This window comes from Mesobacillus subterraneus (assembly GCF_023715485.1).
GTDB lineage: Bacteria > Bacillota > Bacilli > Bacillales > Cytobacillaceae > Mesobacillus > Mesobacillus subterraneus_B.
Window position 1 is genome coordinate 165,903 of sequence record NZ_JAMBOF010000007.1, and the last position, 15,908, is coordinate 181,810.

A 15,908-nucleotide genomic window follows, 5' to 3' on the forward strand; every position below is an offset into this window, starting at 1 on the left:
TTTTTGCAACAGATTTCTGTGAGGAAAACGCATAGAAAACATCCAATTTAACTAGTGAAACTCTATTTCCACCAACAATGTGTTGTTTTTGTAAAAAATTCGTCACTGTCTGCATTATGAAATGGGCATTCAGCGTGATATTCTAAGTTGTGTGGATTTTCACAATTACAAACGCCCTTATTTTGGAGGAATCATCAGTGGACGGCATTATGGGTTTGCTTGAGGAACCGTTAATTTTATTATTTGTCATATTGTTTGTCGGCTCTGCCCTTGGAGAAATCAGAATCCGCGGGCTTAGCCTTGGTACGTCCGGTGTATTGCTGGCGGCGATGGTGTTCGGCCATTTTGGCTATCAGGTGTCGCCGGTCATCCAGCAGCTTGGGCTTGGTTTATTCATCGTGGCGGTTGGTTTATCGGCCGGGCCGCGCTTTTTCCGAATGATGAAAACAAGCGGGATCGTGTTTGGAATCATCAGCTTGTTGATCGTACTAGTTGCATCCCTCACGACCATCGCAGTGTCCAAGCTGTTCCATCTGTCACCTGCATTAAGCATCGGGATCATGACCGGTGCACTGACAAGTACGCCAGGTCTGGCAGCTGCACTCCAGGCAACGGGCGATCCGCTCGCCTCTGTCGGATACGGAATTGCTTATCCCTTCGGCGTCCTGGCGGTTGTGCTGTTCGTGCAGCTTTTACCGCGGGTGCTGAAAGTTGATTTAGCTGAGGATTTAAAAAAGAAATCAGGTCCAGTTCGTAGCGATGAGTCGCCTGAGGTCATCACGATTGAAGTAACCGATCCGTCGATCAATAAGAGAACCCTGAAAGAGTTGCAGTTCAACCAATATAATTCCGTCGTCATCAGCCGTGTCATCCGCGGCGACCGGAATATCATTGCCTTAAATGATACAGTAATCCTTGTTGGTGACCGTCTTATGGCAGTCGGCCTACGTAATGACTTGAAAAGGCTCTGCGAAGATATTGGCAGGGAAGTGGAGTCGAATACTGAAAACCATGACAATGTGGAGCTTCGCAAGGTAACTGTGGATGCACTGGAACTGATCGGGAAAACCATCAAGGAGCTTGAATTAAGGCGGACGTACGGCGTGACGGTCACGAGGATTGAACGCGGCGGTTTCGAATTTAACCAGAACCCGAAATGGCGTCTGGAGCGGGGTGATGTACTGACGCTTGTCAGCAGCAAGGACCGTTTGGATGACGTCGAAAAGCTATTCAGCAGAAAAAAGCTGACGGTTACGAATATTCATATTCTGTCGCTGAGTCTGGTGCTTCTGCTTGGTGTACTGTCGGGTATGATCCCAATCCATTTTCCAAAACTCGGAACGATTACATTTGGCGTCGCAGGCGGTCCGTTGTTCATAGCCTTGATCATCGGACACTTCGGGAAGCTTGGCCCAATCCATGCGCGGTATTACCAGCCGTCAAACCAGGTCATCCGTGATATTGGACTTGTATTATTCCTGGCCGGTGCAGGTACCACTGCCGGAAAAGGCATCGTCCAGGTCATCCAGCAGGAAGGCTTCAATCTCGTGGTCGGCGGAGCAATCATTACCATCGTGCCAGTTATAGCTGGCTTTTTCATCGCCCGAAAGATCTTCAAACTAAGCATCATCCATTCCCTCGGCGCTTTATGCGGGGGGATGACGAGCACACCTGGATTAGGTGCAACCAACCAGCTGATGGAGACTGAGGATGCATCGATTGCCTATGCGGCAGCCTATCCATTTGCGCTGATCTCTGTTGCGATTGCATCGCAAGTGCTTATATTCTTTTTATAAAGAAAGGAATATGTTGCTTTAAAACAAATTTTAAAAAAACATGAAAAGACACAGACAAATTGTCCGTGTCTTTTTTGCTGAATTTACAATTTCAAACCTGTCCGGCTCTTGAATCTCCGCAGCAAAATATGGCTTTCCACTCTTGTAATCCCTTCCAGGCTATACAATTCTTCATTTATGAAATTTTCCAATCGTATAAAATCCTCAACGAGAACATGCATGTGCAAGGTGCTTGGTCCGGTCATTTGGTAGCAGCTTGCCACACTTGGGTTATTCGCTAATGTTTCGGCAACTCTCACAAGTGAGGAAGGTTCACAATCTACCTCGAAGAACGCAGAAACAGACTTTCCTACTTTTTCAGAATTGATGACAACTGAAAACTTTTCAATAACGCCCTGTTCCATTAATTGATTGACTCTTTCCCGGATTGAAACTCTTGATAAATTCAACTGTTTTCCAATATCCACATATGACATCCTGCCATTTTCTGATAAGAGCTGCAGAATCATACGATCCGTTTCATCGATATTCATTTAACCACCACTTTTCAAAAAGCATTAGTAAATTTATCTTAGCTTACATCCTCTATCTTTATCAACAGAAATTGGAAAAAGAGTGCAAAAAGTTATACTAGAAAAAAACTTTAATATTTTCTGAATATTATATAGATTTTTAAAAATCGTTGTATTATAATAATACGAAATTCGAAATGTAATTAAAACAAGTGAAACGCTTTCAAAAAGCAGTCGATTGTTACTTTTAGACTACTTATGTTAAGGAGAGTTGTTTTACGAAAAGGGGGATAAATAGAAATGAGTAAAAAAGTGAAAGTATTAGCAGCACTATTTATGAGTGTTCTGCTGCTTCTAGCTGGGTGTAACAATAGTAATTCTTCCAGTTCAGAAGAGGAAAAAACAAAAACTGCAAGCGCTCCGGCAAAAACGGACAAAACAGAATTGGTAGTAGGACTAGACGATGATCCGCCACAATTAGATCCACATTTCTCTACAGCTGCAGTTGATCGACAAGTTTTCCACAGCATCTATGACAAGCTGGTTGATGTAGATGAAAAGCTTAACTTTGTTCCTATGCTTGCAGAAAAGTGGGACATCTCAGAAGACGGCAAAACATATACCTTCACTTTACAAAAGGGTGTTAAGTTTCATGACGGAACTCCGTTTAATGCAGAAGCAGTCAAATTCAACTTTGAACGCATGATGGATCCAAGTGCAGGATCACCGCGCGCATCTGAATTGTCATCAATCGAGAAGATTGAGGTTGTTGATGAGACAACAATAAAAGTTGTTCTTTCCGAGCCGTACAGCCCGTTCCTTGCAGCGTTGTCTGACCGCGCTGGAATGATGGTTTCTCCTAAAGCTGTACAAGAAAAAGGCAAGGATTTTGCCAACTCTCCTGTAGGTACAGGCCCTTTCAAGTTTGTATCCCGAGTTAAGCAAGACAAAATTGAAGTAGAGAAAAATGCCGAGTATTGGGGCGGTGCTCCAAAGTTTGAAAAAATCGTTTATCGTCCATATTCTGATGAAAACGTCAGGCTGACAAACCTTACGTCAGGTGATGTTGACATCATCAGCAAGGTTCCGCCAAAAGACGTCGAGAAGCTAAAGAACGATTCAAACCTTACACTATCTGAAACAGGGGCTCTTGGGTTCCAGGGTCTATACTTGAACCACAAGAGTGAACCATTCAATAACAAAGCGCTTCGTCAGGCATTGGATTTAGTTATTGACCGTGAAGCAATTATAAAAGTTGCCCTTCGTGATACTGGGGTACAAGCTGCAGGAGCAATTCCTCCTGGAACTTGGGCCTATGACGAAAATATCAAACCGACAAAGAAGAATGTTGAAAAAGCCAAGAAAATCATGGCTGAAGCAGGTTATCCTGATGGATTCGAATTTACATTACAGCTTTCTCCAAAACCAGTAGAAGAACAAATTTCGCAAATGATCCAATCGATGGCTGCAGAAGCAGGAATCAAGGTAAAGCTTGAAATCGTTGAATTTGGAACAATGCTTGATAACATGGATAACTTCAAGTTTGATGCTGTCCGTTTAGGATGGAGCGGAAGGACGGATCCAGATGGAAACATCTATGCGCTATTCCACACTGATGGCTCAATCAACTATGGTTATTCTAATCCGAAAATGGACGAGCTGTTAGAACAGGCTCGTGTAGAAACGGATCAAAAAGAGCGTAAGGAAATTTACAGTAAAGCAACTGAACTAGGACAGGAAGAAGTACCGTTCATTTTCATCTACCACGAGAAGGATTACAAGGCATTTAAAAACAACTTACAGGGCTATAAACACATCTCGGATCAAATGATGCGCTTCCACGACGTTTCATTTAAATAAGCATTCTACTTGATTCGGCTTGGAGATTACTCTCCAAGCCGATGTATTTTAAAAGCTGGAGAAAGGGAGGGAGCAGCGTGGTAAAATTTTTAATTCGCAGATTGGGACTTATGGTCGTTATCTTATTTTTAGTAAGTATCATCGTTTTTTCTTTAGTTCATCTTACTCCAGGCGACCCTGCAAGGATGATTTTAGGACAAGAAGCTACAGAGGAGTCGCTGCAGGCATTGCGTGAACAAATGGGATTGAATGACCCTTTATACGTGCAATATTTTTCTTGGGTTACAAATGTCCTCCAGGGGGACCTTGGAAACTCCTTGAAGGATAATACACCGGTTCTTACCGTGCTGCTGCAGAAGCTGCCGGTCACGATCCAGCTGTCGATCATGTCATTTTTCATTGCAATGGTAATCGCGATCCCGGCTGGTATTGTTTCAGCGACAAGAAAGGGAACGTTCTGGGACTATTTTGGAACAACCTTTGCGTTGTCAGGGGTTTCAGTACCTCCATTTTTCTTGGGAATATTGCTCATTTTCATTTTTTCGATTTCGTTTGGCTGGCTGGCACCTTCAGGGTATGTAGAGCCCTGGAAGGATTTCAAGAAGAGCATGCTGTTAATGATATTGCCTGCCCTTGCTGTAGGTGTCCGATTAAGTGCTGAAATTACACGAATGCTGCGTTCAAGCATGCTTGAAGTATTAGAGGCAGATTATATCCGGACTGCATATGCCAAAGGTGTTTTAGAAAGAGGCGTCGTTATTGGCCATGCTTTGAAGAATGCTCTGATTCCTGTTGTTACAGTCAGCGGATTGCAATTGGCCACTTTCCTTGGCGGTGCGGTCATCACTGAAACGATTTTTGCTATCCCGGGGATTGGGCGTCTTGTCATTGATGCGATCTTGACAAGGGATTTCCCGGTAGTGCAAGGGGCTGTCTTATTCATGGCAATCGCTGTTGTTGTCGTTAACTTCTTTATTGATGTCCTTTATTCCATTCTCGATCCAAGAATTAAGCTGACAGGGGGCCAGTGACCATGGAAGCACAGTTAGAACAAAAAATCGCAGTCGTTGAGAGCCCAAGAAAACGCCGGATGAAAGAAATGAGCTCTCGTTTCTTCCAAAATAAATTAGCTGTTGTTGGCGGAATCTTTACATTGCTGCTTATCCTTATGGCTGTTTTTGCGCCGGTAGTTGCACCTTATAATCCGTCGGAACAGGATTATGCAAAATTTCTCCAAAGTCCAAATGGAGAGAATCTTCTTGGCACAGATGAGCTGGGACGGGACATTTTCAGCCGGATTATTTATGGGGCCAGGGTATCGATCCAGGCAGGGATCATATCGGTAGGAATTGCATTGTTGATCGGTATTCCAATCGGTCTTTTTTCAGGATATTACCGTGGCGTACTAGACGAATTTGTAGTCATGCGCTTTACGGATGCATTGTTATCATTCCCGCCATTAGTACTGGCACTTTCTCTTGCTGCAGTGCTAGGGGCCGGATTGCAGAATGCGATGATCGCAATCGGTATCATCTTTACACCTAACTTTATCCGTCTGGTCAGAGGAGAGGTATTGAGCCAGAGGGAGCGGGAATATGTGACGGCAGCTAAAGCCTCCGGTATTAGTGATTTCAAAATCATATTCAGGCATATCCTGCCGAACTGTCTCCCGCCAATTCTTGTTCAAGCAACCTTGTCCATCGCGGCGGCCATCATTTCTGAAGCTTCATTAAGTTACTTAGGATTGGGTACTCAGCCGCCAACACCAAGCTGGGGTGCGATGCTATCAATGGGACAGGGGTATCTTGGAGACGCACCATGGATTTCACTATTCCCGGGTCTATTTATCTTTATGACTGTTCTATCAATCAACTTATTTGGTGATGGGCTGCGAGATGCATTAGATCCGAAGCTGAAGTGAGGTTATTAGAATGACATTTTCGATAACTGCTAGATGTGAGAAAACGGGCATGTTGGGCGTTGCAGTGTCAACTGCAAGGCCAGCAGTCGGTTCACTGGTCCCTTATGTACAATCCGGGGTTGGAGCCATTGCGACTCAGGCTCTTGTTAATCCTTTTTACGGCATTGACGGAATTAAACTTTTAGATGAGGGGAAAGCGCCTGCTGATGTGCTGGCACAATTACTGGCTTCAGATCCGGACCGGGAGAGAAGGCAATGCGCAGTCGTAGACAAGGACGGCAAGGCCGCAGGTTTTACAGGGAAAGATACTGTTCCATGGCAAGGGCATAAAATTGGTCCGCAATTCGTGGTCGCAGGCAACATGCTTACTGGGCAGGAAACAATTGATGCGATGTTTGAAACGTTTCAAGCATTGAAGAATGAAAGCTTGCCAGAAAGGCTTTTAGCAGCTCTTGCCAGCGGACAAGAAGCAGGGGGCGACAAACGCGGAAGGCAGTCTGCCGCTCTTTATGTTGTTGCCAAGGAAGAGTATCCGCTTGTTGATGTCCGCGTTGATGAACATCATGAACCCGTTCAAGAATTAATCAGAATCTATAAGAAGTGCCAGGAAGATCTCTTTCCTTACACTGTTAATCTAGTAAAAAGAAAGGAGGGGGCAACCAGATGACACAACCTTTATTGGAGGTAAAGAACCTAAAGGTAAGCTTTGCCGGGAAAAAGAAAACGACCAATATCGTTGCCGGATTATCTTTTAAAGTAGAAAAGGGAAAAACACTTTGTATTGTCGGTGAATCAGGCTGTGGAAAAAGTATGACCTCCCTTTCAGTTATGGGCCTGCTCCCAAAAACGGGACAAACGGAAGGGGAAATTCTGTTAAAGGGAGAAAATTTAACGGAAAAGTCGATGAAGCAGATGAGCAAGATTCGAGGCAACCAAATTTCAATGATCTTCCAGGAACCGATGACATCTCTGAATCCTGTACAGACGGTGGGGAAACAGATTGCCGAAACGATCATTCTCCACCAAAATGCAGGTAAAAAAGAAGCACGCCAAAAAGCGATTGAAATGCTTCAGCTTGTGGGGATTCCTTCGCCGGAAAGACGTATTGATGCATATCCTCATGAATTGAGCGGCGGAATGAGACAGCGCGTCATGATTGCGATTGCCCTTAGCTGCAACCCTGAACTGCTGATCGCTGATGAGCCAACAACTGCGCTCGATGTCACCATCCAGGCGCAAATCCTCGATTTAATGAAGAACCTGCAAAAGGATCTGGATATGGGAATCATTATGATTACCCATGATCTGGCGGTTGTTTCTGAAATGGCAGATACGGTACTGGTCATGTACGCAGGAAAAGCGGTTGAATATGGCAGCAGGGATTCAATATTTGAAAATCCGCTCCATCCATATACACAAGGCTTGATGAAGTGCATTCCAGATGTAGATGCCGATGAAGATGTCGAGGAGCTTTTTGTCATAAAAGGTTCTGTTCCATCTCCTGACGCAATGCCTGCAGGCTGCAGATTTGCGGATCGCTGCCCGTTTGCTCAGGAGATATGCAGGACACATTCTCCGGATCTCGAGCAAGTGGATCCTCAACACACAGTCAGCTGCTGGAAATACACTGATCAATGGAAGGAAGGTGAGGCAAATGAGCCAACTATTAGAGAAATCGCCGTCAGCAAATCTTCTTGATGTACAGGACCTGACAAAACACTTTCCTGTTGGTGACCAAGGTTTCTTTGGCGAAAAACAGGTTGTAAAGGCCCTGGACGGGATCACCTTTTCTTTAAAAAGAGGGGAAACATTAGGGATTGTAGGTGAATCGGGATGCGGTAAATCAACAATGGGCCGGGCCATCCTCAGACTTCACGAACCAAGCTCGGGAACAATCATTTACGACGGAAAAGATATAACCAATGTTTCCAAGAAACAGATGCGCGACAATCGCAAGGATATGCAGATCATTTTCCAGGATCCGTATGGTTCCCTTAATCCGAGGATGACTGTAGGAGCAATGCTTTCCGAGATTGTTGAAACTCATAAGATTGTTCCGAAAAAAGAATTGTATGATTATGTTTGTAAACTGCTAGTTGAAGTAGGACTATCAGAACAGCATTATTATCGCTTCCCACATGAGTTTTCCGGGGGACAGCGCCAACGCGTTAGTATCGCCCGTGCGCTTTGCACGAACCCAAAGCTGATTGTATGTGATGAAGCCGTCTCTGCATTAGACGTTTCTGTGCAATCACAAATCCTGAACCTATTGCAGCGCTTAAAAAAGGAGCACCAGCTGACATACTTGTTTATTTCCCATGACCTTAGCGTTGTTAAGCATGTAAGCGACCGGGTTGCCGTCATGTATTTAGGGAAAATGGTTGAACTTGCTGATAAAAAGGATCTTTATGACAATCCGCTTCACCCCTATACAAAGGCATTGCTATCAGCGATTCCTTCTACAAAGGATGAAAAGAAGAGAGAACGAGTCATATTGAAGGGCGATGTGCCAAGTCCGATCAATGTTCCTAGTGGCTGCCGTTTCCATACAAGGTGTCCGATTGCTACGGATCGATGCAAGGCAGAAGAGCCGGCATTCAGAGAGGTTAGCGTGAATCATTTCGCTGCTTGCCATTATGCATAACTTGGAGAGGTCCTTACCAGGTTGGTAAGGACATTTTGTTTCGATATGTTTATTTATCTATGTTTTATAAAAAAGGGAATATTTCATTTGTAAAGCAAATAAGTTAAATTGACTTACAAACGAAACTCGTAAGGGGGATTATCATTCGTGAACTTAGATTATTTAAATTACCCATACCAATCACAAAGAACCGTAACCTTCGCCAAGAATGGCATGGTGGCGACTTCTCAGCCTTTAGCGGCACAAGCAGGACTTGATATTTTAAAAAAGGGAGGAAATGCAATTGATGCAGCAATCGCTACGGCTGCCTGCTTAACCGTAGTCGAGCCAACTTCAAATGGAATTGGCGGTGATGCCTTTGCATTAGTATGGGTAAAAGGTGAACTGCACGGCCTGAATGCCAGCGGGCCAGCACCGAAAACCATTTCCATTGATGCAGTAAAGGTAAAGGGACATGAAAAAATGCCGACATTCGGCTTGGTCCCTGTTACTGTTCCTGGTGTTCCTGCAGCATGGGCTGAACTATCAAGACGATTTGGAAAGCTGCCTTTAACAGAGGTGCTTCAGCCTGCGATTGATTATGCAGAAAAAGGCTATCCACTGTCGCCAGTCCTGGGGAAATATTGGAATGTTGCGTTTGAGAAATTTAAAGACATCTTTTCAGGCGACGAGTATAAAGGCTGGTTTGAGACGTTCGCTCCTAACGGAAAGGCACCGCAAATAGGGGAGGTCTGGAAATCTGAGGGCCATGCCAGTACATTGCGCAAGATTGCGGAAACAAACGCGGAAAGCTTTTATCGCGGGGAGCTGGCGGATAAAATAGATGAATTTTCTAAAGTGCATGGTGGCTTCATTTCTAAAGAGGATTTGGCAGCATACAAGCCGGAGTGGGTCCAGCCGATCAAGGTTAATTACAAAGGCTATGATGTCTGGGAGATTCCGCCGAATGGCCAGGGCATCGTTGCTTTAATGGCGCTTAACATGCTTAAGGGATATGAATTAAAAGAAAAAGAATCTGTTGATACATACCATAAACAGATTGAAGCCATGAAGCTTGCATTTGCAGATGCCATGAAATACGTTACTGATCCAGAGAAAATGACGGTAACAGCTGAACAGCTATTATCTGAAGAATATGCGGAAGCAAGGAGAAGCTTAATTGGCGATTCCGCTCTGATGCCGGAGCCTGGAACACCTCCTAAAGGAGGAACTGTTTATTTGGCTGCAGCGGATGGAGAAGGGAATATGATTTCTTTCATTCAAAGTAATTATATGGGCTTTGGATCAGGTATCGTCATCCCGGGAACAGGAATTGGGCTGCAAAACCGGGGAGCCGATTTTTCATTAGACCCATCCCATGATAATTGCCTTGAGCCTGGAAAGAAGACATATCATACAATCATTCCTGGATTTTTGACCAAGGATAATGAAGCGGTTGGTCCATTTGGAGTCATGGGCGGTTATATGCAGCCGCAGGGTCATGCCCAAGTCATCATGAACACAATCGATTTCAACCTGAATCCACAGGCAGCATTGGATTCACCAAGGTGGCAATGGATGGAGGGCAATAAGGTTCTTGTTGAAAATACCTTCCCGGCCCATATAGCCCAGGCACTTGCGAGAAAAGGCCACGATATTCAATTCGCATTAGATGGCGGTGGATTTGGCAGAGGCCAGATTATCTGGAGAGACCCTGAAACAGGAGTCCTTTCTGGTGGAACAGAGTCAAGGACTGATGGTGCGATTGCAGCTTGGTAATTTCAAAAAAGGTGTTGAATGAGATATGAAACAGCTTGATTTGTTCATAGCATTTTTCCGGTCTGGAATGTTAGGGTACGGAGGAGGGCCATCTTCTATTCCACTTGTCCATAAAGAGGTTGTTGGCAATTTTAAGTGGATGAATGATGATGAGTTTGCTGATGTACTGGCTTTAGCGAATACCCTGCCAGGACCAATTGCAACTAAAATGGCAGGATATATTGGATATAGAGTGGGCGGCTTGACTGGGATGATTAACGCAGTTCTGGCTACAATCGTTCCTACCATTGTATTAATGATTGTTTTATTGACATCCTTGTCATCCTTTAAAAACCTCACATGGGTTTCTGGGATGACAAAGGCTGTAGTTCCGGTTGTGGGCGTAATGCTGGCAACGATGACATGGGATTATTATAAGAAGTCCAATGAAACATTAGGTACTTTCAATTCTGGCCTCATTGTCATAGGCAGTCTTATATTAATGGAAGTTTTGCATGTTCATCCAGCGATTCTGATCGTCGTTTTATTAGTCCTTGCCCTGGTAAAAAAGGATAAAGTTCATGTAAGTAAAAAGAAAGCTGAAAGAGAGGTAGGGTGATGATCTATTGGCATATATTCCTTGCCTTTTTCATACCGGGTATTGTCGGATATGGAGGGGGACCTGCTTCTATTCCTTTAGTCGAAAACGAAGTTGTGGACCGATACGGCTGGCTGACGGTAAAGGAGTTCAGTGAAGTACTTGCAATAGGAAATGCACTGCCAGGACCGATTGCTACTAAAATGGCAGGCTATATCGGATATGATCAAGGAGGAATACTTGGTGCAGTTGTTGGGATCTTTGCAACCGTTGCTCCTTCGCTGATCTTGATGATTGTCCTGCTTGGTCTATTATACCGGCACAAAGACTCACCAAAGGTTAAAAGGATGACGAATTATATCCGTCCAATCATTGCAGTCTTGCTTGGTGTGATGACTTTTAACTTTTTCTTTACGTCTTATCTCGATGCAGGTGTATGGCAGACAATATTTTTGATTGCTGCCAGTTATTTGCTTCTCGAAAAATGGAAAGTACATCCTGCTTACGTAATCACTGTTTCGTTAGCATATGGCGGCCTATTTCTATAACTTCATCCCATGAGGGTAGAGGCTATTAAGGTACTATCAGACTGGCAGGTAAGGTATTTGTAACTTCAAGAAGAGGGTGTCCCAAAAGTTATCATGGGACACCCTCTTCTGTCTTTATTCAACAAATGGCTTGATCTTAGGGAACACCCTAAGAGCCGTATTATAAAATACATCCTCATGGTGCTCCGGCGGGATCAGGTCCTTGATAAAATCGATATATGGGCCGATTGGAATCAGCGGCCAGTCCGTGCCGAACAGTAATTTGTCGTAGGAGTCGGCAAATTCAAGGGCATGGCGCAGGTGGTCAAGGAAGCGGCCCTGGCTGCGCTTATCCAGTTCTGCCTTTGTGCCGACAATCAATCCTGACAAATCGGCAAAAACATTCGGGTTTTTATAGATGATTTCCGCTTCTGTCAGTGTCCACGGATCGCCGAAATGGGCCATCATGAAATTCACATCACGGTGGTTGACCGCGACCTCGTCAATCGCCAGAGGATGGGAATACTTCAAGTAACCTCGTTCCGAATAAGTATCGCCCGTATGGAAGACGACGGGAAGCTGGTATTTCGCCGCCAGCTTGTAGACCGGTTCGTACACTTCGTCATAGGCATAAAAAGGGTAGTAGCCCAGATAAATCTTGATACCGACCGTCTGCAATTTTTGCAGCTCTTCCTCAAGGCGGACAAGGGCTGCTGCGTCGAGGTCATAAGGATTGACCCCGGCGCAGCAAACAATATTGGCAGGCACATCATCCTCTAGGTCCAGCCCCATCGGTGTTCGGGCTTCATAATCTGGGAACCCCATTTTATCTGTCTCGGTCAGGCCCATGCCGATGCCAAGGACCACATTGGCATCCTTGTATTCCTTCAGGATGCCGGCTGCGGAGTAATCGACGAACGACAGCTTCTCGGCCGTTTCATAAAAGGATTTAATGTTTGATAGGTGCATATGGGCATCGATGATTTTCATAGTTTCTCCTTTTAAAATTGAACTCTTCTCAGTTTTTTCAATAAATCTCCTGTTAGCTTCCGCTCGTCGAATAACAAGAACAGGGGAGCGCTCTTCGCAAAATCCCCTTGATGCTTGGAGACGAGCTGCAAAACTTCTTTATTGGTATACGCCTCTGCCAGTACGGAATCGTTATTCGGAATAAAATAAAGCTTATCCCGCGTACGGTCCATACCGATAAAGGAATCTCCATCCAGCCTTAACGGGATCTCCTGGCTTCCGGCATGATACGTATGGCCAGGCTGCCTGTCATGGACTGAAATGCTCAGATCCGTAAGCTCATCCCCGCCAAGGAACAGGTCGGTGATCCACAATTCATGGGCTAAATTCTTCCTGCCATTGTCCTTCACTTCGGCGAAAGAAGCGACAACCGGGATACCTGGAAGCATCACATAATATTGGACGTAACGGACGCCTTTCCATTGCTTATGCTCTTTAAACTCCGTGTTGATGGCCAGACCAGTCCATTTGTTGCCTTCGCGATCCGACAATTCCACCACTGACGCAGTACTGCTTTCTTTTAACATCGAGAAGGTATTTATTCCGTATGGTGCGGTCTTCATGCCGCCGGCCCATGGGTTCCACCAGCTTTTGGCCGTCAGTTCCGGATAGGAATGGTCGAACCATTCCTGCCCATTCACGTTCATCGAGTAGACCCCAGGATAGAAGTCCGGATCTGCCTTCAAACGGATGATGCCATTATCAACAATGAAAGATCCATCAAATGTATCAGAAGAAACCAATCCGGAAGGCGAGAGGAGCATCTCTCTGAATGCCGTTTCAGTGCCATTTCCGTTAAAATCGGCTTCAATAATCGATACCGCTTCTAGTCCTTCAGACTCCAACGTCAAGGAAAACGACGTTTTCTCGAGGTCGGAAGAAATCACTTGAGTTTCGTTTTCGACAGTCAGGGATCCATCCAGGTAGCTGTTGCGGAATGTTTTCAAGGTAAAAGATACTTCCTTATCAGGCTGAATCACCAGTTGGTCAGCGTGGAAATTCAATTCACTGCTGGTCTCCAGTTTTTTCTTAAAAGGAGTTTGTTGGGCAAAAGCGATGAACTCGTCGACATGCTGGATTGCTCCGAGTGATAGCGTGATCTTTCCCGATAAGGCTTTCGCACCTGGCTCCATCTTGCCGAATTGGTCCTCAATCATGAACTGCCAGCCCTCTGGCGCGGCGTTGCTGGTCTCTGCCCAGGCCAACCCGATCGGCCCTGAAGGACCTTCGGAAAAATACCAATTTCCGGTGATGCTTTTTGCATCTAAATCCCCAAACTCCATGATCCGGTTTCCTGAAAAATGAACAACCTGGTCGTCGAGCGGGAAATACACCTCCTCCATTTCATGGTAGACAGGCTGGCTGAATGCTACGTCCGGGTGAACCACCGATCCTGTATTTTCTGCCTCAGCCCAGGTCTGGAGCATTCCATCGCCGAACAATCGGTATGTCTGGGTTAAAAAGAGCCCATCCATTTCGGTGGATTCCAGGGTGATGATCAGGTCAATTGAAGAATCATTCGTCTCCCATCTGACGCTGGTAGGTTTTTTCTTAGTAAACTCGAGCGAATACGGTTTTCCGAGTTTCGGAGTCAAAAAGGCAAAAGGCTGCTGCTTTTTAGTATTTTTAGCCGCCGTCGTCAGCAGGTCGCGTTTCCGGACATTGATCTGTCCCTGGCCGTTGAAAATATGCCAGAAATCCTTCGATTCACCGCCGAACCTTTCGCCAGGTCCTTTGAAGGCAACAGTTATTTCCTGTTCAAATGTCAGCTCCTGGCCATCTTCCTTTTTTGCCGTGATCATAAGGACTGGCTTATAAAAACCATGCTGCTTTACGGTTAAAGGCATAGCAACGGTTTTTCGGCCACGTGCAGGGACAGATACTTCGATGTTCTGATTCTGTAAAACTACTAGCTGATCTACAGGAAAGCATAAATGAAACACAGCTTCTTCCTTCAAGTTATTTGTAATTTCCACATCAATAGAGGTGGCCTTGTTCAAAAAACATAGATTTCCAGAATAGCTAGCTTCTATTTTAGCAGGGTTAATCGGGAAAACCCCCAGCTTCAATTCGCATTCAAGTCCATTAATCCAAACTTTGGCGTCGATGCTTGGATGTGTCCGCCAAACACTCGGTTCTTCACCCTTCTGCACGGTGAATGCGGCAGATATAGTAGATTCATGATCTACTATGATGTCAGTGGTGAAATCATAGTGGATCCGGTCGTTTCCCGTACCGCTCGCCTTCAAGGATAGGGGCTCCGTGCCCTTATTCACGATCTTGATTTCGAATTCCCGCTCCTCTTCATGGATCACTTCATGGTCCGCCAGTTTCATTTGCAGGATGAAATCATCCGTTTCAATCAAGCTGATGCCGCGGCTGGTGCGTTCGAACTGGATCCGTGCATAAGTGTTGCCGTTCTGCCAGCTATATTCATAGAAGGTAAAACCATTTCCCTTGATTCCATCCGGTTTTACTTCTATTAGTCTAGTGCTCGCATCATACCAATCCAGTCTTTCAAAAATGGGTTTCAACAAAGGTGTATTCAGCACCTGGGGGATGAAATTCATCAAATGGGTAGAGTCGTCCCGGTCCTCCCAGAAAAAACCGCATTTTTTATAAAGCGGCACGGCCTTTGTGTTCCCTGCCCAGGTGTACAGGTCGAGCCTCGGCCATCCAAGCTCTACCGTTTTTTCAAGAGCTTGAAGCACGAGCTTCTTTCCGATTTTGTGCCCTTGATAATCTGGCCTGACATTCAGCAGGGGAATGTACAGCGCTCCTGTATCTTCCTTATACTCTGACAAGCCGCAGTAGCCGACGACTTCATCACCGTCCAGCGCCAGGTAAAGCTCAATGTTATCAGAGTTGGCCTCTTTCTTTTTTACTTCATCTTCGGTCATGACACGCGTATCTCCGCCCCAGCCATCCCGACTCAAATTCCACATCTTTGCGACTTGTTCTGCCAGTCCTTCATGGTACTTCTTTATTTCAATTACCTTGTTCAAATGCTTCACGATCATTCTCCTCCCCTAACTATGGGCCATCTTCCTTTTTAGATAAAATTAGCTTCTTTTTTGAATTGTCCATGCTACTTAGCCTCCTTTTATTTAATAGGAATGTTTTTCCACTCCACTTCCATCGTAAAGGGTAATAAGTTAAGTGTAAAGAAAATTTAGAATACATTATTTTTTAAAAACTAACCATCATTACAAACGGTAAAAAGTGTGAAGTGTTTTTTAGAAAGCGCAATGACTACTATATTTCGTTATCTTGCTTTTTTATTC

13 protein-coding genes are annotated in these 15,908 nt (G+C 44.9%); 10 read left to right on the forward strand and 3 right to left on the reverse strand.

Going from position 1 to position 15,908, the window contains the following annotated elements:
* Positions 1-197 precede the first annotated feature (197 nt).
* Entirely contained in the window at positions 198-1,796 is a 1,599-nt protein-coding gene (locus tag M3204_RS12090) for an aspartate:alanine exchanger family transporter (RefSeq protein ID WP_251481989.1), read from the forward strand.
* An 83-nt stretch (positions 1,797-1,879) separates the two neighbouring features.
* On the opposite strand, the gene M3204_RS12095 is transcribed toward M3204_RS12090, so the two are convergent.
* A complete protein-coding gene (locus tag M3204_RS12095) occupies positions 1,880-2,329 on the reverse strand; it encodes an Lrp/AsnC family transcriptional regulator (protein ID WP_251481992.1) in 450 nt (149 codons plus the stop codon).
* Positions 2,330-2,608: 279 nt separating this feature from the next.
* Between M3204_RS12095 and M3204_RS12100 the strand changes: the two genes are divergently transcribed.
* The 9 genes from M3204_RS12100 (at position 2,609) to M3204_RS12140 (ending at position 11,616) form a co-directional block, all read left to right on the forward strand.
* The gene (locus M3204_RS12100) at positions 2,609-4,168 is read left to right on the forward strand and encodes an ABC transporter substrate-binding protein (protein ID WP_251481995.1); all 1,560 of its coding nucleotides are present in this window, start codon (positions 2,609-2,611) and stop codon (positions 4,166-4,168) included.
* 77 nt (positions 4,169-4,245) lie between these two features.
* Positions 4,246-5,199 carry a nickel ABC transporter permease gene (nikB, locus tag M3204_RS12105; RefSeq protein WP_251481998.1) on the forward strand — a complete coding sequence of 318 codons (954 nt, stop codon included), beginning with the start codon at positions 4,246-4,248 and terminating at the stop codon, positions 5,197-5,199.
* A gap of 59 nt (positions 5,200-5,258) precedes the next feature.
* On the forward strand, positions 5,259-6,089 hold the full coding sequence (locus tag M3204_RS12110; RefSeq protein WP_251482355.1) for an ABC transporter permease: 831 nt from the start codon (positions 5,259-5,261) through the stop codon (positions 6,087-6,089).
* Between the two features lie 10 nt (positions 6,090-6,099).
* Positions 6,100-6,756 carry a DUF1028 domain-containing protein gene (locus tag M3204_RS12115; protein ID WP_251482001.1) on the forward strand — a complete coding sequence of 219 codons (657 nt, stop codon included), beginning with the start codon at positions 6,100-6,102 and terminating at the stop codon, positions 6,754-6,756.
* Positions 6,753-7,787: an ABC transporter ATP-binding protein gene (locus M3204_RS12120; protein ID WP_251482003.1), complete on the forward strand. Its 1,035-nt coding sequence runs from the start codon at positions 6,753-6,755 to the stop codon at positions 7,785-7,787. Before M3204_RS12115 ends, M3204_RS12120 begins: the two co-directional genes overlap by 4 nt.
* Positions 7,744-8,733 carry an ABC transporter ATP-binding protein gene (locus M3204_RS12125; RefSeq protein WP_251482007.1) on the forward strand — a complete coding sequence of 330 codons (990 nt, stop codon included), beginning with the start codon at positions 7,744-7,746 and terminating at the stop codon, positions 8,731-8,733. Before M3204_RS12120 ends, M3204_RS12125 begins: the two co-directional genes overlap by 44 nt.
* Positions 8,734-8,880: 147 nt before the next feature.
* Complete coding sequence (locus tag M3204_RS12130) at positions 8,881-10,491, forward strand: gamma-glutamyltransferase family protein (protein ID WP_251482009.1); 1,611 nt, start codon at positions 8,881-8,883, stop codon at positions 10,489-10,491.
* A gap of 25 nt (positions 10,492-10,516) precedes the next feature.
* Positions 10,517-11,089 (forward strand): chromate transporter, encoded by a 573-nt coding sequence (locus M3204_RS12135; protein ID WP_251482012.1) that lies wholly within the window; start codon positions 10,517-10,519, stop codon positions 11,087-11,089.
* Positions 11,089-11,616: a chromate transporter gene (locus M3204_RS12140; RefSeq protein WP_251482014.1), complete on the forward strand. Its 528-nt coding sequence runs from the start codon at positions 11,089-11,091 to the stop codon at positions 11,614-11,616. The genes M3204_RS12135 and M3204_RS12140 overlap by 1 nt, the downstream gene beginning before the upstream one ends.
* A gap of 114 nt (positions 11,617-11,730) precedes the next feature.
* Here M3204_RS12140 and M3204_RS12145 read toward each other — a convergent pair whose 3' ends face one another.
* Together M3204_RS12145 and M3204_RS12150 are read right to left on the reverse strand one after the other, a co-directional pair.
* Entirely contained in the window at positions 11,731-12,585 is an 855-nt protein-coding gene (locus M3204_RS12145) for an amidohydrolase family protein (RefSeq protein WP_251482017.1), read from the reverse strand.
* Between the two features lie 11 nt (positions 12,586-12,596).
* A complete protein-coding gene (locus tag M3204_RS12150) occupies positions 12,597-15,644 on the reverse strand; it encodes a GNAT family N-acetyltransferase (RefSeq protein ID WP_251482020.1) in 3,048 nt (1,015 codons plus the stop codon).
* Between the last annotated feature and the right edge of the window lie 264 nt (positions 15,645-15,908).